This is a genomic window from Ruegeria sp. AG6 (assembly GCF_056541565.1).
In genome coordinates, this window is the sequence record NZ_JBQFYQ010000001.1 from 457101 (window position 1) to 480029 (window position 22929).

The 22929-nt window shown below is 57.4% G+C and carries 19 protein-coding genes and 1 tRNA gene; 12 read left to right on the top strand and 8 right to left on the bottom strand.

The features are described from left to right. Nucleotides 1-62: 62 nt before the first annotated feature. Both ACR0I0_RS02235 and miaA read right to left on the bottom strand, forming a co-directional pair. Complete coding sequence (locus ACR0I0_RS02235; RefSeq protein ID WP_171723401.1) at nt 63-1727, bottom strand: ABC transporter substrate-binding protein; 1665 nt, start codon at nt 1725-1727, stop codon at nt 63-65. A 355-nt stretch (nt 1728-2082) separates the two neighbouring features. Then, nucleotides 2083-2976: a tRNA (adenosine(37)-N6)-dimethylallyltransferase MiaA gene (gene miaA, locus ACR0I0_RS02240; protein ID WP_171723400.1), complete on the bottom strand. Its 894-nt coding sequence runs from the start codon at nt 2974-2976 to the stop codon at nt 2083-2085. Nucleotides 2977-3073: 97 nt separating this feature from the next. On the opposite strand from miaA, the gene pyrH reads away from it, so the two are divergent. The 9 genes from pyrH (at nt 3074) to ACR0I0_RS02285 (ending at nt 13422) form a co-directional block, all read left to right on the top strand. Beyond that, on the top strand, nt 3074-3826 hold the full coding sequence (pyrH, locus tag ACR0I0_RS02245; RefSeq protein WP_152457773.1) for a UMP kinase: 753 nt from the start codon (nt 3074-3076) through the stop codon (nt 3824-3826). A gap of 264 nt (nt 3827-4090) precedes the next feature. Next, nucleotides 4091-5317 (top strand): aminotransferase class V-fold PLP-dependent enzyme, encoded by a 1227-nt coding sequence (locus tag ACR0I0_RS02250; RefSeq protein ID WP_171632918.1) that lies wholly within the window; start codon nt 4091-4093, stop codon nt 5315-5317. Nucleotides 5318-5367: 50 nt separating this feature from the next. Next, on the top strand, nt 5368-6792 hold the full coding sequence (locus ACR0I0_RS02255) for a cryptochrome/photolyase family protein (RefSeq protein ID WP_480490023.1): 1425 nt from the start codon (nt 5368-5370) through the stop codon (nt 6790-6792). Between the two features lie 69 nt (nt 6793-6861). After that, on the top strand, nt 6862-8070 hold the full coding sequence (locus tag ACR0I0_RS02260; protein ID WP_480490025.1) for a class I SAM-dependent methyltransferase: 1209 nt from the start codon (nt 6862-6864) through the stop codon (nt 8068-8070). A 15-nt stretch (nt 8071-8085) separates the two neighbouring features. Continuing rightward, nucleotides 8086-8526 carry a TrgA family protein gene (locus ACR0I0_RS02265; RefSeq protein WP_480490027.1) on the top strand — a complete coding sequence of 147 codons (441 nt, stop codon included), beginning with the start codon at nt 8086-8088 and terminating at the stop codon, nt 8524-8526. A 27-nt stretch (nt 8527-8553) separates the two neighbouring features. After that, a complete protein-coding gene (locus ACR0I0_RS02270) occupies nt 8554-9669 on the top strand; it encodes an NUDIX domain-containing protein (protein ID WP_480490028.1) in 1116 nt (371 codons plus the stop codon). Between the two features lie 68 nt (nt 9670-9737). Then, the gene (locus ACR0I0_RS02275) at nt 9738-10772 is read left to right on the top strand and encodes a cysteine synthase A (protein ID WP_480490030.1); all 1035 of its coding nucleotides are present in this window, start codon (nt 9738-9740) and stop codon (nt 10770-10772) included. After that, a complete protein-coding gene (locus ACR0I0_RS02280) occupies nt 10772-13198 on the top strand; it encodes a DUF3772 domain-containing protein (RefSeq protein ID WP_480490032.1) in 2427 nt (808 codons plus the stop codon). The genes ACR0I0_RS02275 and ACR0I0_RS02280 overlap by 1 nt, the downstream gene beginning before the upstream one ends. Nucleotides 13199-13332: 134 nt before the next feature. Beyond that, nucleotides 13333-13422 (top strand) — tRNA-Ser (locus tag ACR0I0_RS02285). A gap of 405 nt (nt 13423-13827) precedes the next feature. On the opposite strand, the gene ACR0I0_RS02290 is transcribed toward ACR0I0_RS02285, so the two are convergent. From ACR0I0_RS02290 to ACR0I0_RS02310, 5 genes are read right to left on the bottom strand one after another with little or no spacing between them, the layout of a single operon-like run. Then, complete coding sequence (locus ACR0I0_RS02290; RefSeq protein WP_480490034.1) at nt 13828-15306, bottom strand: aldehyde dehydrogenase; 1479 nt, start codon at nt 15304-15306, stop codon at nt 13828-13830. A 9-nt stretch (nt 15307-15315) separates the two neighbouring features. After that, entirely contained in the window at nt 15316-16350 is a 1035-nt protein-coding gene (locus ACR0I0_RS02295) for an LLM class flavin-dependent oxidoreductase (protein ID WP_480490036.1), read from the bottom strand. Nucleotides 16351-16353: 3 nt separating this feature from the next. Continuing rightward, complete coding sequence (locus tag ACR0I0_RS02300) at nt 16354-17271, bottom strand: flavin reductase family protein (RefSeq protein WP_480490037.1); 918 nt, start codon at nt 17269-17271, stop codon at nt 16354-16356. Continuing rightward, the gene (locus tag ACR0I0_RS02305; protein ID WP_209833288.1) at nt 17268-18056 is read right to left on the bottom strand and encodes an alpha/beta fold hydrolase; all 789 of its coding nucleotides are present in this window, start codon (nt 18054-18056) and stop codon (nt 17268-17270) included. Before ACR0I0_RS02305 ends, ACR0I0_RS02300 begins: the two co-directional genes overlap by 4 nt. After that, complete coding sequence (locus ACR0I0_RS02310; protein ID WP_480490040.1) at nt 18028-18627, bottom strand: amino acid synthesis family protein; 600 nt, start codon at nt 18625-18627, stop codon at nt 18028-18030. Before ACR0I0_RS02310 ends, ACR0I0_RS02305 begins: the two co-directional genes overlap by 29 nt. Before the next feature lie 106 nt (nt 18628-18733). On the opposite strand from ACR0I0_RS02310, the gene ACR0I0_RS02315 reads away from it, so the two are divergent. Next, nucleotides 18734-19576, top strand: a complete 843-nt coding sequence (locus ACR0I0_RS02315; protein WP_480490041.1) for a LysR family transcriptional regulator — start codon at nt 18734-18736, stop codon at nt 19574-19576. A 33-nt stretch (nt 19577-19609) separates the two neighbouring features. Here the strand turns inward: ACR0I0_RS02315 and ACR0I0_RS02320 are convergent, their stop codons facing one another. Further along, on the bottom strand, nt 19610-20794 hold the full coding sequence (locus tag ACR0I0_RS02320; RefSeq protein ID WP_480490043.1) for a M24 family metallopeptidase: 1185 nt from the start codon (nt 20792-20794) through the stop codon (nt 19610-19612). 195 nt (nt 20795-20989) lie between these two features. On the opposite strand from ACR0I0_RS02320, the gene ACR0I0_RS02325 reads away from it, so the two are divergent. Then, nucleotides 20990-22135: a M24 family metallopeptidase gene (locus ACR0I0_RS02325; RefSeq protein WP_480490045.1), complete on the top strand. Its 1146-nt coding sequence runs from the start codon at nt 20990-20992 to the stop codon at nt 22133-22135. Next, complete coding sequence (locus ACR0I0_RS02330; RefSeq protein WP_209833281.1) at nt 22132-22842, top strand: maleate cis-trans isomerase family protein; 711 nt, start codon at nt 22132-22134, stop codon at nt 22840-22842. Before ACR0I0_RS02325 ends, ACR0I0_RS02330 begins: the two co-directional genes overlap by 4 nt. The last annotated feature ends 87 nt before the right edge of the window (nt 22843-22929 follow it).

Here is a 22929-nt window from a genome sequence, read left to right on the forward strand (position 1 = left end):
GCAAGTCTGCGGCTGGAAAGGGGCGCCCGTGTCAGGCGCCCCTCGTGTGTGGATTGCAGTGCTTAGGCAGCCCAGCCCCACTTGTAGTGATGATGTTCGAAGGTCACATGCATGTCGGTTCCAACAAGACCCTCTTTCATGTGGCGATAGAGCGAGCGCCAATAGGGCTGAATAGTAACCCCATCTTCCTGAAGCAGTGCTTCGCCACGCGCCATGACTTCGCGACGCTTGTCCGCGTCGGCAATGGCCAGCGCCTCTTCCAGAATGGCGTCAAACTCGGGGCTCGCATAGCCGAACTCGTTCCAGGCTTCGCCCGTACGATAAGCAAGCGCCCAAATCTGAACACCCAACGGACGCGGGTTCCAGTTGGTCGAGCTGAACGGGTACTTGGCCCAGTCGTTCCAGAAGGTATTGCCCGGCAGAACGGTCCGCTTGACCTTGATTCCGGCATCGCGCAGCTGCGCGGCAACGGCATCTGTGGTGTTGCGGCGCCAGTCATCGTCGATCGAGATGATCTCGTGCTCGAAATCTCCAAAACCGGCTTCGTCCATCAGCGCCTTGGCTGCTGCGGGATCAACCTTTTGCGGTGGAAGCTCGGCATATTCCGGATGCAACGGTGCTACGTGATGGTTTTCCGCCGGCGCTCCGCGACCGCCATAGCCCAGTTCCAGACAAACTGAATTGTCTACGGCCATCTGAAGGGCCTGCCGGACACGTTTGTCCGCATAAGGCTTTTGCCCGTCGATCTCGGCCAGCTGGTTGGGACGAATAACGATGGTCGCGGCGGTTACCACTTCTGACTTCACATAGCCAAGCCCGTCCATCACGTCGATGAATTCACCCACCGATTCATACAACATGTCGACTTCGTCGGATTCCAGCGCTGCCAACCAGGCAGAAGGGTCGGTTCCGTAGTCGATGTACTCGATACGGTCCAGAGCAGGGCGGCCGTACACTTCTTCACCCCACCAGGTGTGATCCGGGTTGCGAACCAGAACGGCTTTAACGCCAACCTCAAGTTCGTCCATCAGATAGGGGCCGGTTCCAACATTGTTCAGCAGGTCAGTCTCGCTGAACGAGCTATGAACAATCGCGCCGGGATAGTCGGCCATGCCGGGAATAAGCGTGATATCCGGCTTTGGCAGGTTCAGTTTGACCGTGGTTGCGTCGACGACTTCGATGACACCCTCACCGGCCTGACCGGTATCCGCGTCGATCAGGGTTGCAAAGCGGCCCGCCATCGAGTTGGTTTCCGAGCTCTTGTCGCACCAGCGCGCAATGTTGCGGGCAACGTCGTCAGCCGTGAAATCGTCGCCGTTGTTCCACTTGACGCCCGGACGGACATTCAGAGTGTATTCGGTTGCGTCATCGTTGACTTCCCAGCTTTCCAGCAGCATGCCACGGAACGATCCGTCCGAGTTGTACTCGACCAGATATTCCAGCGTGCCGCGCGTCACGTTTGCGATCTGCGACCAGTCATAGGTTCTGGGATCTTTGAGGGCGCGGACTTCCTGCTGCACACGCAGCGTGCCGCCTTCCTGCTTTGCTGTTTCGGCCAAAGCAGGTGTCGGCAATCCGATCATGCCATAGGCCGCTGCGGCAGTAACCCCAAGACTGGTTGCGCGCGTCATGAATTCCCTTCGGCTTAGCTTGCCGTCGCGGTATTCCTGAGCGTGCATCGCTGCCGCCCAGTGCACCTTGTCTTCGGTGGATACGGTATTCGTCATGGATGTCTCCCTGTGACACTGATTTTGTTGATTGATTATGGCTCTACGCGACCCGGTTTCTTACGGTCGCCAGAGTGAAGGATTTTGTTTCTTGGACTCTGTTCATCCCCATGTCGTTATTCGGCACCAGATTTCTGATAAGGTCAATGTTCGAAATCGTCATAAGTAGTACAAAAACGACATTCGCGATCCGTTGAAGTCGTGAAGACGCATTTCTTCCAGCAGCCCAAAACGATGCCGGTTTCCCCATTGTTTTCCCGGTTTGTTAAGGGAAACCGCAGTAAATCATTAAGTTCTCGTAAGCTTCGAGAGCTGGCGGGGCATCTTGCTTGTGCAATGTCAGACGTGCTGGGTATCACCTAGTGGGATCGACGTGATTCCAGGCCTTCATTCGGGCGCGAAACCAGGTGCGCTGACGCTTGGCGAATTGACGTGTCGCAATGGTTGCGCGCTCTCGCGCCTGATCCAAAGTCATCGCGCCGTCCAGATATGCCCTGAGTTCCGGCACGCCTATGGCCTTGCAGGACGGAAGGGTGGGATCGAACCGGTCCTGCATGGCACGCACTTCCTCGATCGCGCCCTGTTCCAGCATCTGGTCAAAGCGGCGTTCTATCCTGTTCAGCAGCCATGCTTTATCAACGTCAAAAACGATCGGCAGGGTCTCGTTCAGCGGAAGTGCCGGTGGGGGCGTTTCGGCTTGCCACGACAACAGGCTGCGACCTGTGGCGCGCTGCACCTCCCATGCGCGTTGCACGCGGGCACGGTTGTGTATGTCCAGCTTTGCAAGCGTGTCTGCATCGACCCCCTCCAGAAGGTCTACCATGGGCGTCTGATCGGCCTCGGCCCGAACTTCGGGTGGCGTCGCAGGAATTTGGGCCATGCCTTCGGTCAGGGCCGAGAAATACAATCCGGTCCCACCGACAATGATCGGGCGCTGGTGCCCCGTTAACAGAGGCAGGACCTCTCGCAGCCAATGGCCGGTAGAATAATCCTGATCATAGGCGACGTGCCCGTACAACAGATGCGGCGCGCGGGCTTCTTCCTGGGCGGACGGCCGGGCCGAGATGACGCGCCAGCAGTCATAAACCTGGCTCGCATCCGCATTGACGATAACCCCGCCATGGCGTTCGGCGATCTCCAGCGCCAGTGCTGATTTCCCGGACGCCGTGGGCCCCGCGATCAGAACCGGCTTGTCGTCCGGAACAGGCGGCAGTTGCCGAAAAAGCAGGTCTGTTGATCGCCGGGTCATGCGCGGTTGCCTCTATCCTCACCAACCGCATTGAACCTGCGGAGCTTTTGCTTCATTTTGCGCCGGAAATTAACCCCGTGCCAGCCCGGAGCGCAACATGAGCCTTTCCCCTTCTTCTGAAACAGCCGAGACCCCGAAAACAAAGTACAATCGGGTCATGTTGAAAATCTCAGGCGAAGCTTTGATGGGGGATCAGGGATTCGGTTTGCACCCGCCAACCGTGCAACGCATCGCGCAGGAAGTGAAATCGGTTCACGATCTGGGCGTTGAGATTTGCATGGTCATCGGCGGTGGAAACATTTTTCGCGGCCTGAGCGGTTCAGCCCAGGGCATGGAACGGACAACGGCGGATTATATGGGCATGTTGGCCACGGTGATGAACGCGCTGGGGATGCAATCCGCACTGGAAGAGATCGGAGTGTTCACCCGCGTGATATCGGCCATTCGCATGGACGAGGTGTGCGAACCCTATATCCGCCGCCGGGCTGTTCGACACCTCGAGAAGAAGAGGGTCTGTATCTTCGCCGCCGGTACTGGCAACCCGTATTTCACGACAGACACCGCAGCCACCCTGCGCGCCAACGAAATGGCGTGCGAGGCGATCTTCATGGGCAAGAACGGAGTGGATGGCGTATATGACAAAGACCCAGCGGAACACGCTGACGCCGTACGCTATGATACCGTGACCTATGATGACGTGCTGGCCAAACGGTTGCGGGTCATGGATGCTTCGGCCATCGCGCTGGCACGCGACAACAATCTGCCCCTGATCGTCTTTGGGCTTGATGAGCCCGGCGGCTTCCGCGGAATTCTCGCGGGCGAGGGGACCTATACCAAGGTTCAGGGTTGAAGCCAAAGGAGTCGCCTGACAATTCCGCAAGCTTTCAAAGCCCCGGCATCGAGCCGGGGCTTTTTTGTTTTGCTTTCGCTTGACGGTTGTGAACGGCCCTGTCTAAGTATCGCTGTCCTTCCAAGACGAAGGGCTGCCCCGTGTTTCGTCGGCCAAAGGCCCAAGCACAGGCTGGGCTGGAAGACCTGCCATGATTTCTGAGATGTCCGGAAACATGCGCGGGCATCTCATTGATCTGACTGCACAACTAAGGAGCAATGAGGCATGAAATCTCTGGATATCGATTTCGTTCGGGCGCAGTTCCCGGCCTTTTCAGAACCCAGCCTGCAAGGGCAGGCGTTCTTCGAAAATGCAGGTGGGTCTTACACCTGCAAACCAGTAATCGACCGGCTGACGCGGTTCTACACGCAGCGCAAGGTTCAGCCTTACGCCCCATATGAGGCCAGCCGCCTTGCGGGTGCCGAAATGGACGAGGCGCGTGCGCGTATGGCTGCAATTCTGGGAGTCGACACGGATGAGTTGAGTTTTGGCCCTTCAACCACCCAGAACACCTATGTCCTGGCGCAGGCGTTCCGGCAATGGATGAAGCCCGGCGAGGCGATCGTCGTGACCAATCAGGATCACGAAGCCAACTCTGGCCCATGGCGTCGTCTGGTCGAGGCCGGGATAGAGGTGAGGGAATGGCAGATCGACCCCGAAACCGGGTCGCTGAACCCTCAGGATTTGGAAAACATGCTGGACGAAAAAGTGCGTCTGGTCTGTTTCCCGCATTGCTCAAATGTCGTTGGCGAGATCAATCCGGTCACCGAGATCACTGCTATTGCGCATGCGGCGGGTGCGTTTGTCTGCGTTGACGGCGTATCCTACGCCCCGCACGGATTTCCGAATGTTGGTGATCTGGGGCCGGATATCTATTTGTTTTCTGCCTACAAGACCTATGGCCCGCATCAGGGGTGCATGGTCATCCGCCGCACATTGGGTGCGCTGTTGCCCAACCAGGCGCATTATTTCAACGGTGACGTGCTTTACAAGCGGTTCACCCCGGCTGGCCCCGATCACGCGCAGATTGCGGCCAGTGCAGGCATGGTGGATTATGTTGAGCTGCTTTGCGCCCACCATGGCGGGCCCGAGACGGGCGCGGCGGAACAGGGCGTATTTGTCCACGATCTGATGCGATCACACGAAGTGTCGTTGCTGCAACCGGTTCTGGATGCGGTAAAGGATCGAAACGCTGTGCGCCTGATCGGTCCTTCCGATGCCAGCCGGCGCGCGCCCACCGTCGCGCTTTCGTTGAACCGTCCGGCTGAACCGGTTGCGGCGGAACTGGCGCAATACGGTGTCATGGCGGGTGGCGGAGACTTCTATGCGGTGCGCCCCTTGCAGGCGATGGGCGTCGACCCGGCGCAGGGTGTTTTGAGGGTCAGCTTCACTCATTACACCACGAAGCAGGAAGTTGATCAGCTTTTGGAGGCTCTTGAGCGCGTTTTGTGATCCACTACTCTTGAGGGTGCGTAGAAATCAAAAAACCTCAAGGGCGTATTGTGAAGCAACAGCAGGCTCCGATCATTTTGTGGTTTCGACGGGACTTGCGTCTGTCGGACCACCCCGCGTTGACTGCGGCGGCCGAAAGTGGCCGTCCGGTCATACCTTTGTTTATTCATGACCATCTGGTCGAACAGATGGGGGCCGCGCCGAAGTGGCGGTTGGGCTTGGGGTTGGAGGCTTTTAAAGCGTCACTGGCCGATATGGGCAGCCGACTTATTTTCCGACGCGGCGCCGCGCTTGAACAGGTGCAGCAGGTTGTGGCCGAGACCGGCGCAACCTCCGTCTTCTGGTCCCGCGCTTACGATCCGGCCTCAATCGAACGTGACAGGAAGATCAAGTCTGTGCTTACAAAAGAAGGAGTGACGGCAAAGTCATTTGCCGGGCATCTTCTTTTCGAACCGTGGACCGTCGCCACCAAGTCGGGGCATCCATTCAGGGTCTACACACCCATGTGGCGTGCGGTTCAGGGGCGGGATGTACAATTTCCCAATGCGCGGGTTGCCGATTTGCAGGCCCCGGTGTCGTGGCCCGCTTCTGACAAATTGAGCGATTGGCAGATGGGGAATGCCATGAACAGGGGCGCGGCCGTCGTTCGCCCTCATGTAAAACCCGGCGAACAGGCCGCTTTGGATCATCTAGAGGCGTTTCTTGAGCGAATTTCTCACTATTCCAACAACCGGGACAGGTTGGATCAGGACGGAACGTCCAACCTGTCGGAATACCTGTCTTTGGGTGAAATTGGGCCGCGTACAGTCTGGCATATGGTCCAAAGGGCCGCATTGACCGGTACACCCGGTGCCGATGCCTATCTACGTCAACTCGTCTGGCGCGAGTTTGCCTATCACCTGATGTATCACACGCCCCAACTGGTGGCTTCCAACTGGAAGCCGGAATGGGACAGTTTTCCCTGGAATACTGATCCGGACCATCCCGAAGTCACTGCGTGGCGGCAGGCCAGAACTGGAATACCTGTTGTCGATGCCGGGCTGCGGCAAATGTATGTGACGGGTCGAATGCACAACCGGGCGAGGATGATTGTCGCAAGCTATCTGACCAAGCACCTGATGACTCATTGGAAAATAGGGATGACATGTTTCGAGGATTGCCTGATCGACTGGGATCCGGCCTGCAATGCCATGGGCTGGCAGTGGGTTGCTGGATCTGGGCCCGATGCATCCCCGTTTTTTCGGATTTTCAATCCCCAGACGCAAGCCGAAAAATTCGATCCTGACGGGAATTTTACGCGTCGCTGGATCGCTGAAGGTTACACCGAACCCAGTCAATCCGCTTTGTCGTATTTTGATGCCGTCCCGCGTTCATGGGGGCTGCGTCCGGATGCGGATTACCCCAAACCCATAGTCGAATTGCCCGAAGGGCGGACCCGCGCGTTACGCGCATATGAAAGCCGAAAACCCCACTAAGGAACTGAAAACTTGCCAGAAACAATTTCGCCGCCTAGCTTTGTGGGCGTACCGCAGAGGGGAGAGCGGATGATCCTGACGACGACCGAAGGGCAAAAAGACCTGCCCAGATATTTCACCCAGGTCTTTAAAATGTTGAACCGGATGGAAACCGGGCGTCTTGATATCAGACTACCCGACGGTCGCACGTTTCGCGCAGAAGGCGCAAAGGCCGGGCCGGTGGCACAGGTCGATATTCACGACGACGATGTCTTTGCGCGCCTGATCCGCGAAGGAGAACTGGGTTTCTCCGATGCGTATCTGGACGGACATTGGAGTACACCCGATCTGCGATCTTTCATGGATCTTGTGCATCTTGGAACCGAGACCGTTTATGACGGGTTTACGGGCCAGTTTCTTGTTCAGGCCTATGAACGGCTGCGGTTCTGGCTGCACAGAAACAACAGGGCCCAAGCCAAGAAGAATATCTCGTATCACTACGATCTGGGTAACGAATTTTACAGTTCTTGGCTGGATGACACGATGACCTATTCCAGCGCGATTTTTGAGTCTGGGCAGGAAAGCCTCGAGAAGGCCCAGATCGCCAAATACGCAAGTCTTGTGGATGAGATGGGTGCCAAACCGGGTGACCATGTACTGGAGATCGGATGTGGCTGGGGCGGCTTCGCGGAATATGCCGCAAAGGAACGAGGTTTGCGTGTCACCGGCCTGACCATCAGTGAGGAGCAATTCAAGTACGCCAAGGAACGTATTGAAAAAGCTGGTCTATCAGATCGGGTTGAATTCAAGCTGCAAGACTATCGGGACGAACGCGGGGTCTATGACGGCATCGCTTCGATCGAAATGTTCGAGGCCGTGGGTCAGAAATACTGGCCGGTCTATTTCGAAACCGTTCGTGAGAGGTTGAAGCCCGGTGCCCAGGCAACCTTGCAAATCATCACGGTGGGTGATCATCGCTGGGATTTTTACAAGAACGGCGTTGATTTCATTCAGAAATATATCTTTCCCGGCGGGATGCTACCGTCGCCGACCATCCTGCGTCAGCAGATCGATCAGGCCGGGTTGAAAGTCGTGCATTCGAAGGAATTCGGGAAAAGCTATGATCTGACTCTGCGCCGTTGGTATGAAACGTTCAACGACAAATGGGATCAGATCTCGGACATGGGGTTTGATGAGCGTTTCCGCCGCATGTGGAATTATTATTTGACTGCGTGCGGCGCGGCCTTTGACACGGGCAATTGCGATGTGACACAGATCACAATAGCAAAACCAAGTTAACTCACGGACCGTCACATGCCCACTGCCTCGCGTCTCGTCGCCGCTGTTTGTCTCGTCGTGCTGGCCTTTCTTGTTTCAGGCATGGTTATCGAAAACGGCGAAGAGGGTAAGGACTATGGCTACTTCACCTATGTGAACATGGCTCTTGGTGCGATCTGTGGTTGGAAAATCATGGGCAAGCGCGCTGGGCGTGGTTGGACCGCGGGCATAAACAACGGCCTGACCGGCGTTGCTTCGCTGATTTTCTGGGCACTGTTCGTGCAGGGGTGCTACCGCATGTTCGACCTTGCAATGCGCAATCGATATGGCGGCCCGTTCGAAGCTGTGATGGCCATTTTTTCGATTGGAATCGATTATGGCAAGCAGCTGATCTATCCCGAAATTCTGGTTACGCTTGCAATAGGCGCCTTTGTCGCCGGTCTGGCCACGGAACAGGCCAGTCGCAAATGGCGCTGAATCGTTTCGTCACAAGAGAGATTGAATTTGTCTGATTTGTTTTTCTATGGAACGTTGCGGTATCTGCCGCTGTTGCAGCGTGTCCTGGGTCGTCCGCTGAGCGAAATAACGTTTCACGCTGCCAAGCTGTGCGATCACGCGGTTCACGCGGTTCAGGGGCAGGATTTCCCGATGATCCTGCCCGCCAAGGGCGCCGCTGCCGAAGGTCTGCTGGTGCAGGGCCTGTCCTCCGATGATCTGGCCAGACTGGCTTATTACGAAGGATCCTTCGACTATGACCTGAAATCGTTGACGGTCATTCTGGAGGACGGGGGCGAAGCACAGGCGCAGGTCTTTTTCCCGACCCCGGGCGCGTGGCAACCCGGTGAGTTGTGGTCGTTGCAGGGCTGGGCGGACAAATTGGGCGAGGTTACGGCGCTCGCCGCCGAAGAAGAAATGGCCTATTTCGGCAAAGTCGATCCCAAAACCATGGCGCGCAGCGTCCGTGCCATTCAAACCCGTGCCTGGGCAAAGATCATGGCCAGGCAACGGCGAACCGGCGATCCACGGAACATAGCCGAAGACGTAATCGTGCACCGGCACGAACGCGTTTACGTCGACTATTTCGGGATGGAGGAAATAGACCTTCAGCACCGGCAGCATGACGGCAGCATGGGTCCGGTGCTGCACCGGGGCGGTTTGATGCAGGGCAGCGCCGTGTCCGTTCTGCCCTATGACCCGATCCGCGACACCGTGCTTTTGGTCGAGCAGTTCAGACCGCCGGTGTTTTTGATCGATGATCCAGAGCCCTGGCTTTGGGAAGCGGTTGCCGGGATGATCGACCCCGGCGAAACGCCGGAACAGACGGCACATCGCGAAGCCATGGAGGAAGCCGGAGTTCAATTTGACAGGCTGGAATATGCGGGCGGGGCGTATTCCTCCAGCGGGTCATCTACGGGTTTCACGTATCTCTATGTCGGGCTTGGCAACTTGACCCAGACAACCATCACCGGTGGACTGGAATTAGAAGGTGAAGATATCCGCAGTCGAATTCTGCCATTCGACGAATTCATTGATATGACGGACCGCCATCTTTTCAAGGATTTGCAGCTGGTGTCTCTGGCTTACTGGCTGGCCCGCCATCGGGATCGTTTGCGCGCGTGACTATCGCGCTTGTGGTCCCGGCAGTGCGCCTGTAAATCTTCGAAGATACCAAATGACAAGAGGCGACCATGCGCATTGCACGAGATCTTGCTGACGCAGTAGGAAAAACACCGTTGATCCGGCTGCGCCGCATCAGCGAAGAGACTGGATGCGAGATTCTTGGCAAAGCCGAGTTCATGAACCCTGGGCAGTCGGTAAAGGATCGTGCTGCTCTTTTTATCATCAAAGATGCCATCGCGTGTGGGGATCTGAAACCGGGCGGCACCATCGTGGAAGGCACCGCTGGCAACACCGGTATTGGCCTGGCCCTGGTCGGTGCGTCGATGGGGTTCAAAACGGTTATCGTTATCCCCGAGACCCAATCGGAAGAGAAGAAGGATATGCTGCGTCTGGCGGGCGCACAGTTGGTTCAGGTACCCGCGGCCCCGTATCGCAACCCCAACAATTTCGTGCACTATTCCCGCCGTCTGGCCGAGGAACTGGCGCAGACAGAACCCAATGGCGCAATCTGGGCCAACCAGTTCGACAATGTGGCGAATCGCCAGGCACATGTGGAAACCACGGGGCCCGAGATCTGGGAGCAGACAGACGGCAAGGTTGACGGGTTCGTCAGCGCAGTCGGTTCGGGTGGGACATTGGCAGGCGTTGCCCAGGTTTTGCAACCCAAGGGCGTCAAGATCGGTCTTGCCGATCCCATGGGGGCTGGCCTGTATTCGTATTACACGACAGGCGAGATCGCGATGGAAGGTGGGTCGATCGCCGAAGGTATCGGGCAGGTGCGTATCACCAAAAACCTGGAAGGGTTCACGCCGGATTTTTCTTATCAGATCACCGATAACGAAGCGCTGCCCTACATCTTTGATCTTCTGCGCGAAGAAGGCCTGGTCATGGGCGGGTCGACCGCAATCAACATGGCAGGGGCGGTGCGCCTGGCCAAGGAAATGGGACCGGGTCATACCATTGTGACTATCCTTTGCGATTATGGCACAAGGTATCAATCCAAGCTGTTCAACCCCGAGTTCCTGCGTGAAAAAGAGCTTCCGGTTCCGGATTGGATGACTGAGGCACCGCGTAGCATTCCCGGCGTTTTCGAGGACGTGTGATGCTTGGACGGGTCCGCCTGTTTCTGACCCTGCTATTCCTGTGCTTAGTCGGCTTTTCGAATAGCGCTGTCGCGCAGCTGACGGATCGGCAAAGTGAATATTACCAAGGTTGGGTGAAAACCGCGAACCGCGCCGAAGCCGTTATCGAGGCGAACCGCGCCTCTGACGCCGCGCTAGAGAATTTGCGCTCGGAAATAAGTGGTTACAGGGAAGACTTCAATCGGGCTCGTGGGGCAAATACCGACCGCATAGCGACGCTGGAAAGCCAGTTAAAAGCGTTGGGCCCCAAACCCGAAGGGGACACGACCGAGCCTGAAGACATAGCCAAGCTTCGCACGCATCTTGAGGATCAGCTCAACAGTCTGCGTGTGCCGCGCATCATATCCGAAGAGGCGTATAGCCGTGCGAACGGGCTGATCAGCGAAATTGATCGGATCATTCGCGCGCGGCAGAAAAAAGAGTTCTTCGAACAGGGCCCGTCACCGATCAACCCGGCGCATTGGGGACCGGCATGGGTGGATGTCAAAGAGGCCGTTCAAAGCCTGGCAAATGAAACGATCACGAATTTGCGTTCAGATGTCGTGCGCGAGCAAATTCGCGCTCGTGGTCTCGCAATCTTCATACTTCTGATCATTTCAGCCGTGCTGCTGATCTTTGGAAAACGGTGGTCCGAACTTGGAGGCGACTACCTGAGGTTGCTCGGCGGGGCCGGGACGGGAGTCTGGTCGTTCGTAATCTCACTGCTGCGAATTCTGTTGCCATGGATCGGTGTGGTGGCCGTGGTTACGGCGATCAGTCTCACCGGGGTTCCGGGTCTGCGGGGCAGCCTTTTGCTTCAGAATATTCCGTATTGGGCAGCGATCGTATTTTTCTATGACTGGATTGGTCGCCAGGTATACGTGATCGGCGCGTCGCAAGGGTTCAAACGTCTGTCCGCTGCGCGCATCACCGAACTGCGCGTGTATATCGATCTGCTCGCCCTGATGCTGGTTCTGCACGAATTGGCGTTGCTGTTCGAACGGATCGAAAACATCTCTGACGCGACTCGCGCCGTGGTCAGTTTCCCGGTCATTGTCGCAACGGCTTTGTTGTTGTTGCGGATACGCCAGATTCGAACAACGGACGGGCCACCGGATCAGGTTGCCTCGACCCGTTCCGCGGGGTTCAGCCAATTGGTCGAATTCCTGCGCCGGGCTTTGTTCCTTTTGGGCATCGTGTCTCCCTTGCTGGCGATTTTCGGATACACCAATGCGGCAGAAGCCATCGTGTTTCCTGCCGTCAAGACATTGGTACTGATCGGGGCCTTGGTCATCCTGCAACGGTTCATCAGTCAGATTTACGGCTGGGTCACCGGGCAGGGCGAAGCCGCGGGGGATTCGCTTTTTTCCGTACTGGTCGGGTTTGCATTGGCCATCTTGGCGCTTCCCATTCTGGCGATCTATTGGGGTGCGCGAGAAACCGATCTGCTGGAAGCATGGTCGCGCCTGCTGCTTGGTTTTGATATCGGTGGCGTCACAATTTCGCCCAGCAACTTTCTGACCTTTGTTGCCGTGTTTGCAATCGGTTATACGCTGACGCGTCTATTGCAAAGCGGGCTGCGCAATTCGCTTCTGCCGAAAACCAACATCGATCCGGGTGGCCAAAACGCGATTGTCGCGGGTTCGGGATACGTTGGCATATTCCTTGCCGCGTTGGTGGCAATCATGGTGGCCGGATTTGATCTGTCATCGCTGGCGATCGTCGCAGGCGCGCTGTCTGTTGGCATCGGCTTTGGTTTGCAGACAATCGTGTCGAACTTCGTTTCTGGCATCATCCTTTTGGTCGAGCGTCCGATTTCCAAGGGGGATTGGATCGATGTGAATGGCATGATGGGATATGTTAAGGACATTTCCGTTCGTTCGACCCGGGTCGAGACGTTCGACAGGACGGATGTTATCGTTCCGAACTCTGACCTGATCAGCGGTGTTGTAACAAACTATACCCGCGGCAACACGATCGGGCGGGTGATCGTTCCGGTGGGTGTTGCATACGGAACTGACACGCGCCAGGTCGAAACCATTCTGGGCGAAATCGCCAACAACCATCCGATGGTTTTGGCCAACCCGGCGCCAAGCGTTGTGTTCCAGGGGTTCGGCGCAGATTCCTTGGACTTCGAAATACGGGCGATCCTGCGGGATGTGAATTGGGCTCTGTCGGTAAAATCTGACATGAACCATGAAATCAACCGCAGATTCTCGGAAGCAGGGATCGAGATCCCGTTCGCACAACGTGATGTCTGGTTGCGAAATCCCGAAACCCTGCGGGCATCTAACCCGAGCAAGCAGGAGCCTTCCGTTTCTGTGCAGGATGAGCCACGCAAAGTCGCAGAGACTCCGGCGGATTTGACCGAGGCGGATATGGACCTGGGTGCCAGTGATGAGACATGAGTGGCCCAAACGCGGCACGTGTTGACCGTTGATCACCCCTCGGTGGGCGCATTGATTAAATTGCGCTATTCCCCTGAATTCGTCGAATTGAGGCCTTGCAAATCCGACAGCATTCGTCCAAATATCGCCGGCACGGAGAGGTGGCCGAGTGGTCGAAGGCGCACGCCTGGAAAGTGTGTAGGCGGGAAACCGTCTCCAGGGTTCGAATCCCTGTCTCTCCGCCACTTACCAATCGCGAACCCGATATCAGGTCCCTAGCGGGGCCTTTTTCTTTCTGTCTCAAAAGGGTTTAACGATGGCACTCGACTTTCAGAGAATGGCCCTCGGGCCTACAGGCGCACGCCGCGACGTGGATGCCGGAAACGGTCCTGCGCTATGTTTCCGACGCGAAGGAAGAAGTGCTGCGCCATTGGGATGAGCGTCTGGCTGCCGTTCGCGCTCAGTATCACACCTATCCGAAGCGCCTGCTCCGGATACCGACCAGCACGGAAGAGTGCCTGATCAGACAGCAAGACCTCGGCGTCGAGCGATATATCTGGCGCACTGGGGATGATGCCAGGGCCCGCGCCAGCCATGCGATGAAACGATGCTCCGGCAGTTCCTCGGGTGTCGAAAGCGCCCCGTGCTGGCTACCGCATGACGAACGGGTTCGACATTGGCTGTTCCGACGTATTCAGCCAGACGGTTTTGGTCCTTGTGTAATCGTGAATGGCCTCGATCCCGGCTTCTCTGCCATAGCCGGATTGATTGTAGCCTCCAAACGGAGCGATCGGGGACACTGCGCGATACGTGTTGATCCAACAAATTCCCGATTTCAGGCGGGATGAAACCCGATGGGCGCGGGCGACATTTTCAGTGAAAACGCCGGATCCAAGCCCGAACTGCGAGTCGTTGGCCAATGCGATCGCTTCTTCTTCCGTATCGAATGGCAGCAGAGACATCACGGGGCCGAACATTTCGACCTTCAGCGTCTCGGTCTCTGGACTCGAACATTCCACCAGCGTAGGGGCCATGAAGTTGCCCGGCCGGTCCAGAGGGTTTCCCCCGAAGCGGATGCGTGCGCCTTGTTCTTTGGCTTTCGCCAAAGTCGCCTGAATTCTGTCCACCTGAGCTGTGGTGCAAAGCGGGCCAATATGGGTGGCCGTTTCCAATGGGTCGCCGATTGCGACGCCCTTCATCTTCTGTTCGATCTTGTCAACAAGCGCTTCCAGTACCGGGCGATGTATCAACCCCCGCGAGCCGGCCACGCAGCTTTGACCCGAGGCGCCGAAGTTTCCTGCAATCAAACCATTGGCCGCGCCATCCAGATTGGCATCATCAAAAACGATGATCGGGGATTTCCCGCCCAGTTCCAAAGTAGTTACCGCAAAGTTCTCAGCCGAATTGCGCACGACATGGCGCGCTGTTTCCGGGCCGCCGGTGAATGCGATCCGGTCCACGTCCGGGTGACGCGTAAGCGGGATGGCGCAGTTTTCGGCATCCCCCGTAATGACAGAGACGACACCGGGCGGAAAGCCGGCTTCATCGATCAGCCGTGCGAACTCCAGCATCGGAGCGGGTGCAATTTCAGAGGCCTTCAGCACGACCGAACAGCCTGCTGCTATCGCGGGGCCAAGCTTGGTCGCGGTCAGGAACATTTGTGCGTTCCAGGGGACGATAGCGACCACCACACCAATCGGTTCGCGTTTGGTAAAGACGTGCATGTCCGGTTTGTCGATCGGAAGAACCGCCCCTTCGATCTTGTCCGCAAGCCCTGCATAATATCGATAATAGTCACCGACATAAGCTGTTTGGCTTGCGGTTTCGGCAAGCAGCTTGCCGCTGTCTGTGGTCTCAAGCTGGCCCAGGTGTCCGGCGTTTTCCTCGATCAGCTGGGCAAGTTTGAACAACAGTTTGCCGCGTGCGGTTTGCGTCATGTCGCGCCACGCGGGATCATCAAGTGACCGTCGCGCGGCGGACACGGCGCGGTCAACGTCTTCGGATGCGGCACAGGCGAAACTGGACCAGTCTTGGCCCGTCGCCGGGTTTTGCGAATGCATCACTTGCCCGCGCGCCCCTTCGGTCCACGCGCCGTCGATGTAAAGCTGGAAATGTGGTTTCTGATGCATCATCGATCCTCACTGAAACTTTGGGATGACGTCGTCGATGAAACGGGCCAGCGATGCGCGTTTGCGTTCGAAACTCATACCGCTGTCTATCCAGAACGAATACTCATCATAGCCCAGATCTTCATAACGTTTCAGACGTTCCGTGACCCCATCCGGGGTTCCGACAGTCAGATCGCGCGCCAGGTTTTCCGGTGCCATCATCGTGTTGGCCGCCATCTCTTTGTCCGTCAACGTCTGGATCAAGCCCTGCCGGACCGGCCGCTTGTTTTGAAACCAGGCCCCGAAGTAGTTGTAGAAGCGCGACAATTCCCGAGCGGCCTGACCCAGATCACCATCGTCGCTGCCAACGTAAGTGTGATGTAGCAGCATGATCTTGGGGCGCGGCCCCTCATGGTTTGCGCATGCATCTTCAAAGCGCCCCATCAGCGTTTCAATCTCATGCATGCCCTGCCAGAGCGGTGTGACCTGAATGTTAAAGCCGTTTTGCACACCGAATTCATGACTGTTCGGATCCCGCGCCGCGATCCAGATGGGCGGCCCGCCGGGTTGCACGGGTTTGGGGGCCGAGGTGGTGGCGGGGAATTTGAAATATTCTCCATCATGGGCACAGTCACCCTCCCACAGCCGGGGCAAAAGTGGCGCGATTTCTCGCATGCGCTGGCCAGCATCCCATGCATCCATTCCCGGCATCATCCGTTCATATTCATACGAATAGGCGCCGCGGGCGATGCCCAGCTCGATACGGCCGCCTGTCATCAGGTCTGCCGCAGCCGTTTCGCCCGCCAGTTTGATCGGATGCCAGAACGGTGCAACAACTGTACCCGTGCCAAGCCGTACGTTCTTGGTGTGATGTGCGATATCCACCAAAGACATCAAAGGGTTGGGCGCGATCGTAAAGTCCATCCCGTGGTGCTCGCCGGTCCAGACGGCACGCATTCCCGCCTCATCGGCCATTTTACACAGCGCGATGAACTCTTCATACAGCTTCTCATGGGGTTGATCGGGGCTCAGCCGTTCCATGTGTGCAAAAAGGGAAAACTCCATCCATCAGGTCCTTTCAGAAAAGCTGTGCACGTCGCCTAGCTGCGCACTGCCCAGATACAGTGAGAAGTCGCGGGTCCGGCTTTCCAGCGCGAAACGGGAAATCATGGTGGTGATTGGCGTCGTCGTGTAGGAAAGGGTTTCCAGGTCTTCAATCGCGACGGCCTCAAGCTTGCCGTGTTTGGGAAGTTCCGGCGCATTGCCCAATATGTAGACATGATGCGCTGTGGCATCGTCATAGACCGAGTAGACGACGCCAAGACGTGCGTCGATGCCACGATCATGCAGATTCTGCCACAGGCTGTCGCGCAACTGTCGCCGGTCGGACAATGTGACCTGCGGCGGCCTGAAACCGGCTTCCGTTTTCTCAAGCAGCACGCGGCCTTCGTGTTCGATGATTGCGCCACAGACGATCCTGCGCCCCGTCGGTTCAAGTGCGCCGCGTTCCAGGCCAAGGCTGAAGTACTGCCCGTTCGCGTAGCCCAGCGCCGGGTGGTCGTTGTGGGAATAGGCTTCGACTTGTCCGATCAGAACGCAATGGTCTCCTGCCTCGATCACTTGGTGGGTCCGGCAGGAAAATGTTGCGACCGCGCCGTTGATCAAAGGGATCTCTCGCGCGTCGAGATCATGGTCGGTTTTGGCGAACCGGTCACCTTTGAAGCCGGCGAAGGTATTGGACACATCCTCTTGCCCCTCGGCCAGAACACTCACCGTGAAATGGGTGCAGGTCGAGAATTCGCCGTATGAAGACAAGTTCTTGCCGGGGCAGACGATCAACAGCGGCGGGTCGAGCGAAACCGAAGTGAAGGAGTTTGCCGTGAAGCCCAGGGCCATGCCAGAGGCGCTGCGCGTGGTAACGACGGTCACGCCGGTCATGAATTTGCCGAATGCCCGCCGAAGGTCGCGGGGATCAAGTTCGGTCATGATTGCACCTCGCTTTGAAAGCTGGAAATGGCAGCGTTGACCTGATTTGCATGGGTCATCGGCATCATATGGGCCGCCCCATCGATGATCAGCGCGCGGCCGTTCGGGGTGACTTCGGCCATTTTGTGCGACATGTCTGGGGTGGAGTTCGGCTCCTGACTGCCGGTTATGAACAGCGCGGGGCAGGCGAGTTTCTCCAGCGCGTCGCGCCGCGGAGTTCGGCTTTGGGCAAAAACCGAATAGGCCAGCTTGTAAGCAGCCGGATCCATTGCCGTCAGCCATTCGCGGCAGGCATCACGTTCAGGCGAACCGATGTCACCAAACCACCGGCGCAGCGTGCTGGTTGGATCAACCGGTGTTTCCCCATCCAGCCCCGCCGCTCGTTCCTGAACCGCCAGCGCGGCCTTTGCGCCGCGTTCAAAAACGGTATTCGTTGCCACGACGCCGCAAATCCGGTCGGGCGCCTTGGTGGCAAGGTCCAACGCGATCATTGCGCCCATCGAGTGGCCGACAACAAGGACGGGCCCTTTCAGATCGCGAAGCACGTTGTGTGCAGCATCACTGTATTCCGACAGTTCCGTGCCGAAAAAACTTAGTGGGCTTTCTCCGTGACCGGGCATGTCCGGCGCTGTCAGTCGAGCTACAGACGCCAAACCGTCCAACTGCGCACCCCAGGCTTCGGCCCGCAGGCCAACCCCGTGCAGCAACAGGATGTCCGGACCTGTGCCTGCCTGGATGGCGGCCAGCCCGCCGATTTCAGACCGCGGCCGGGTTGTCCACGTCATGACCCAAATCCTTGAGATCCTGATACCGGTCGCCGATACGGTGATGCGGTCTGCCCGATGTTGCCGCCCCCAGTACCACCACAATTTCGTCGTCGCGCGGTGCGTCCGGGATCGAGAATTGAACGGTCAGGTAGTGAGACCGCCGCCCGGCATCGTTTTTGTCCATCAATGGCACCATGATCGGCGCATTTGCGGGGCCGCGCGTATTCGTGAAAGCCAGATAGGATTTTGCGCTGACCGCCTGCCGGTAGTGGTTGCCGAATCGAAGGGTATGAATAATGCCCGAGGCGTGCTCGACCTCGCCATTCAACCCGACGACGGCTGCCTTTCCATAGGCTTCGATTGCGTCGCCTCTGCCGGCCAACGCGATCATTCGGTCCGTCATCATCTTTCCCAGTACGGGACCATATGCGTGAATTTCCGGTTTAAGGTCTTCGACATATCGACCCGCCCAGGGATTGGTAATCACTGCGGCCACGGCGAACATGCGCCATGGGATTTCCGCAGGGCGAAATCCCTCGACAAGAACTTCCTCGTCGTAGGTTACAATCTTGCGTATTTCCGGCTTCATCACACCTCTCCTGTCGCGCTGGGAAAAGGTAGAAACGGGTGTGGTTTTTGACAAATGATTGAATTATGTGCTTTCGCATTAAAAAGATTAATGGCTAACTTGATCAATGGCAAAATCACTTCCCCCCCTGACCTGGTTCCGATCCTTCGAGGCGGCGGCCCGGACCCTGAGTTTTACCGCAGCGGCCGAGGAAATCGGCCTGACCCAATCGGCAGTCAGTCAGCAGGTGAAATCCCTTGAGATGCGTCTGGGGACAGCGCTTTTCATAAGGCATCCGCGGAGTCTGGCCCTGACGGATGCAGGGCGGAAACTGCTGCCCGAAGTCGGCAGTGCGCTTGAGGCGCTAGCCGCCGCCGCCGGAAGGGCCGACGCTAGCGCACCAGGAGATGTCCTGACAGTGGCCACATCTGTCAGCGTCGCGCAATGGGTCATCGCCCCAAACCTCGCGGACTTCACCGCACGTAATCCAGAGATCAGTGTGCGGCTGCTCAGTGCAATCTGGCCTGACGATTTCCACGCGTCGCAAGCTGACGTTCAGGTCAGGTTCGGATCGGAAAAACAAGTGGGCAGGGGGGGCGAACGTTTGTGGCCGGACAGGCTTGTCGCTCTCAAGGCGCCGACGCTTGCAGGGGATCCGTTTGACCTTCCGCTGATAGAGGCAGTCGGCACGTCAAGCGGATGGAAGTTGTGGTTCGACAAGCAGGGCGTGCAGCGGCAGCCTGCCGTTTTCGTCGATACGTTCGGCATGGCGCTTCAATTGGCGGTTCATGGCAGTGGGGTTGCCCTAATCAGCGAGTTCCTGGCGAAACATGCGATGATAACCGGTCTTGTCGAAAGCGCACATGACAGCACTGTAGACTGCAACGAAGGGTATTATCTTTCCGCTGACGCCAGCAATCCAGCGGCCGCATTATTTCATGACTGGTTGCTTGATCAGATACGTGTTTGATCAAGCGCGGGCCTTGGATCGTTCGAATATCTCTTAGGGCTTGACGCATACTTTGCGCGGTCGTTTGCACAGACACTCTGCGGGACCGTTTTCCTTGATCAGGATGGTTTCGGTGATCGCAAGCCCCCAATCGTCCATCCAGAGCCCGGGCATGAAGTGAAATGTCATGCCAGATTCGAGGATCGTACTGTCTTCTTCCCGCAGCGAGATCGTGCGTTCGCCCCAGTCCGGAGGATAGCTGAGGCCGACAGGATAACCACAGCGGGCGCCGCGTTCGATCCCCGCACGTTCGAGAGGCGCCGCCAGCGCTTTGGCAATGTCTTTTGCGCGATTGCCGGGGCGCGCAGCCTCCAGACCCGCTTCCAACCCTTCAACCAAGGCCGCCTCAGCCCTTTTGAGATAATCAGGCGGTTGACCCAGAAATACCGACCGGCAGAACGGAGCATGATACCGGCGGTAGCAGCCGGAGAGCTCGAAGAAGGTGCATTCGCCCGATTTGAACACATCTCCATTCCATGTCAGATGCGGCGCGGCGGCGTCTGACCCTGACGGTAAAAGTGGGACGATGGCTGCGTAATCCCCCCAGTCATCACCGACGCCCGTTATCGCGTCATGGTAAATCTGTGCGACCAGCTCGTTCTTGCGCAGGCCGGGTTCAACGCGCTCAAGCACGCCGTCAGTCACAAACTCTGAAATCCGGGCCGCCTTGCGCATCAGGGCGATTTCTTCGTCAGATTTCACGACCCGTTGCCAGTTGACCAAGGCCGTTGCATCGATCAGGGTTGCCCCGGGCAGTTCCGTCGTCAGAGTAATATGGGCTTTGGCCGAATAGTAATAATTGTCAAGTTCCACCCCAATGCGGCTTTGGCCGTGTCCGCAGTCCGCAATAAGTTTGGCCAGATCCTGCATTGGATGTCGTGTGGTCGACTGCACGAAGTGATCCGCGTATCCAAAAACCCGATCGTCCCCCATCCACACCGTGCGCAGCGCACCGTTTGCATCCTGCCGGCGCCCCCACCAGATCGGGTCCGCGTCAAGAAAGATCAAGGCACCCTGGTGAACGTAAAAAGACCAGCCCTCATACCCGGTGAGCCATCCAATGTTCGAAGGGTCTTCGACAAAAAGGCAATCAATTCCTTTTGCGGCCATCGCCTTTCGGGTCTTGGCAAGACGGCGATCATATTCCGCCCGGCTGAAGGCTGGATCAGAGTGGGTCATTGGCGCCTCCGGTCAACAAAAGACTTTGGTTGACAGAACCCTACCGATCCGCTCACGTCAACGAACGAAAATTCAGGGGGGCTGCATGAAAACCGATATCAATCCGCACCGAACGGGCCGAAGCATCGGGCCATTCAAGCGGTGTCATTTCCACGTTTCAGGCTGCATGCGGCGCCCCACCTCTGAGGTCGCCGGATGAGAGGGTTCGAGCCAGCAGAATTCTCAGCGCGCACCGAACGCGCACAGGTGATGATGAATGCCGCTGGCCTGTCGGCGCTGCTGCTGACCACGGAAACCGACGTGCGTTACTTTACCGGATACCTGACCAGATTCTGGGAAAGCCCGACCCGTCCTTGGTTCCTGATCCTGCCTGAGGTTGGTAAACCGGTTGCAGTCATCCCCTCGATCGGCGCCTCGTTGATGGGGCAAACCTGGATCGATGACATTCGAACGTGGAGCTCACCCGATCTTCAGGATGACGGCGTCTCGCTTTTGACGGACACCCTGACGGAATTGACACCCCCCAAAGGCCGTATCGGAATGCCCGATGGTCACGAGACGCACGCGCGTATGCCCATGTCGGATATTGAACGCCTGCGAAACAGGCTCGGTTCGCGCCACATCACCGGAGATCACGGTATTTTGCGCCAACTTCGCATGGTCAAATCCGAGGCGGAAATAGCTAAAATCGAAACCGCATGCGCCATAGCCGGTCGAGCCTTCGCCCGGGTTCCCGAGGTTGCTCGGGTCGGCGTGCCTTTGGATGAAGTATTTCGCGGTTTCCAGATACTCTGTCTGGAAGAGGGCGCGGACTGGGTGCCGTATCTCGCAGGTGGGGCAGAGCAGGGCGGTTACTCTGACGTGATTTCTCCGGCGTCGTCGTCCCCCTTGAAGGCTGGCGATGTACTGATGCTTGACACCGGCTTGGTCTGGGATGGCTATTTCAGTGACTTCGACCGCAACTGGTCTGTCGGCCCGGCAAGTCCAGGCGTGAAATCTGTTTACGCCAGGCTGATTGAGGCGTCGGATGCTGCATTCGAAATCGCGCGCCCCGGCGCCACCGCAGCAGAGTTGTTTCATGCCATGAACACGGTGCTGACCAAGGCGTCCGAAGGCACAGATGCCGGTCGGTTGGGGCATGGGTTGGGAATGTCGCTGACCGAATGGCCGTCGCTCATCCCGACGGACCAGACCGTTCTTGAGCCTGGCATGGTGCTGACCTTGGAGCCGGGCATTGCCGTTGGTGGCAAGATCTTGGTTCACGAAGAAAACATCGTCGTAACAGACGATGTTCCGCGCTTTATCAGCCCGCGTATCGGGCCGGAGATGATCCAGCTATGACCTACGTGCCATACACGCTTGACGAGGACGACCCGCAAGCCCCGCCGCTTGGATTGATTGTTCTTCAGGTCGACGAGACGATTGAGCCGGAGTTCGGCAAGATTTTCTCGGACCGGAAAAACCCGTTGTATGTAACACGGATACCCAGCGGCATTGAAGTGACACCAGAAAGTCTGGCCGAGATGGAAGAGGCCCTGCCGGCGGCGGCAGGGTTGCTGCCCAGCGCGCGTCCTTTCGAGGTGGTGGGTTATGGCTGCACGTCCGCAAGTTCCGTCATTGGTTCAAAACGTGTGGAGGAACTTGTCAAACAGTCGTGCAATACAAAAGAGGTTACGAACCCTTTGCGCGCGGCCACGGCCTGCGCCGCGGATCTTGGGGTGTCCAGGTTTGCGTTGCTGTCGCCTTATGTCGAAGAGGTCAACGCACCGCTGCGTGCCGCGTTTTCGGAAAACGGGATAACCATGGATGTTTTCGGGACATTCGGGCAGGCCGAAGAGGCAAAGGTTGCTCGGATTTCTGTGCAGTCGGTGATCGAGGCCGCGACGAAACTGGGATCTGATCCATCGGTCGAGGCCGTTTTCCTCAGCTGTACCAACCTGCGCACGATTGAAGCGATTCCTGAGATTCGCAAGCGGATCGGTAAGCCAGTTCTTTCAAGTAATCAAAGCCTTGCATGGCATATGCGCCGCCTCAATCTTGCTGATTGAAACAGCAGAAATGACATGAAAATTCGCAAAAGCGTCATCTATTGTTGCCAAGTGCCCACTGCATGGTCTTAACTGCTGACTACAGAT

What these genes read in the sequence shown, in the direction of transcription:
- ACR0I0_RS02260 (WP_480490025.1), top strand. Translation starts at nt 6,862, where the DNA reads ATGATCCTGACGACGACCGAAGGGCAAAAAGACCTGCCCAGATATTTC.
- ACR0I0_RS02275 (WP_480490030.1), top strand. Translation starts at nt 9,738, where the DNA reads ATGCGCATTGCACGAGATCTTGCTGACGCAGTAGGAAAAACACCGTTG.
- ACR0I0_RS02295 (WP_480490036.1), bottom strand. Translation starts at nt 16,350, where the DNA reads ATGGAGTTTTCCCTTTTTGCACACATGGAACGGCTGAGCCCCGATCAA.
- ACR0I0_RS02315 (WP_480490041.1), top strand. Translation starts at nt 18,734, where the DNA reads ATGGCAAAATCACTTCCCCCCCTGACCTGGTTCCGATCCTTCGAGGCG.
- ACR0I0_RS02330 (WP_209833281.1), top strand. Translation starts at nt 22,132, where the DNA reads ATGACCTACGTGCCATACACGCTTGACGAGGACGACCCGCAAGCCCCG.
- ACR0I0_RS02300 (WP_480490037.1), bottom strand. Translation starts at nt 17,271, where the DNA reads ATGACCGAACTTGATCCCCGCGACCTTCGGCGGGCATTCGGCAAATTC.
- ACR0I0_RS02325 (WP_480490045.1), top strand. Translation starts at nt 20,990, where the DNA reads ATGAGAGGGTTCGAGCCAGCAGAATTCTCAGCGCGCACCGAACGCGCA.
- pyrH (WP_152457773.1), top strand. Translation starts at nt 3,074, where the DNA reads ATGAGCCTTTCCCCTTCTTCTGAAACAGCCGAGACCCCGAAAACAAAG.
- ACR0I0_RS02310 (WP_480490040.1), bottom strand. Translation starts at nt 18,627, where the DNA reads ATGAAGCCGGAAATACGCAAGATTGTAACCTACGACGAGGAAGTTCTT.
- miaA (WP_171723400.1), bottom strand. Translation starts at nt 2,976, where the DNA reads ATGACCCGGCGATCAACAGACCTGCTTTTTCGGCAACTGCCGCCTGTT.
- ACR0I0_RS02265 (WP_480490027.1), top strand. Translation starts at nt 8,086, where the DNA reads ATGCCCACTGCCTCGCGTCTCGTCGCCGCTGTTTGTCTCGTCGTGCTG.
- ACR0I0_RS02280 (WP_480490032.1), top strand. Translation starts at nt 10,772, where the DNA reads ATGCTTGGACGGGTCCGCCTGTTTCTGACCCTGCTATTCCTGTGCTTA.
- ACR0I0_RS02250 (WP_171632918.1), top strand. Translation starts at nt 4,091, where the DNA reads ATGAAATCTCTGGATATCGATTTCGTTCGGGCGCAGTTCCCGGCCTTT.
- ACR0I0_RS02235 (WP_171723401.1), bottom strand. Translation starts at nt 1,727, where the DNA reads ATGACGAATACCGTATCCACCGAAGACAAGGTGCACTGGGCGGCAGCG.
- ACR0I0_RS02290 (WP_480490034.1), bottom strand. Translation starts at nt 15,306, where the DNA reads ATGCATCAGAAACCACATTTCCAGCTTTACATCGACGGCGCGTGGACC.
- ACR0I0_RS02305 (WP_209833288.1), bottom strand. Translation starts at nt 18,056, where the DNA reads ATGACGTGGACAACCCGGCCGCGGTCTGAAATCGGCGGGCTGGCCGCC.
- ACR0I0_RS02320 (WP_480490043.1), bottom strand. Translation starts at nt 20,794, where the DNA reads ATGACCCACTCTGATCCAGCCTTCAGCCGGGCGGAATATGATCGCCGT.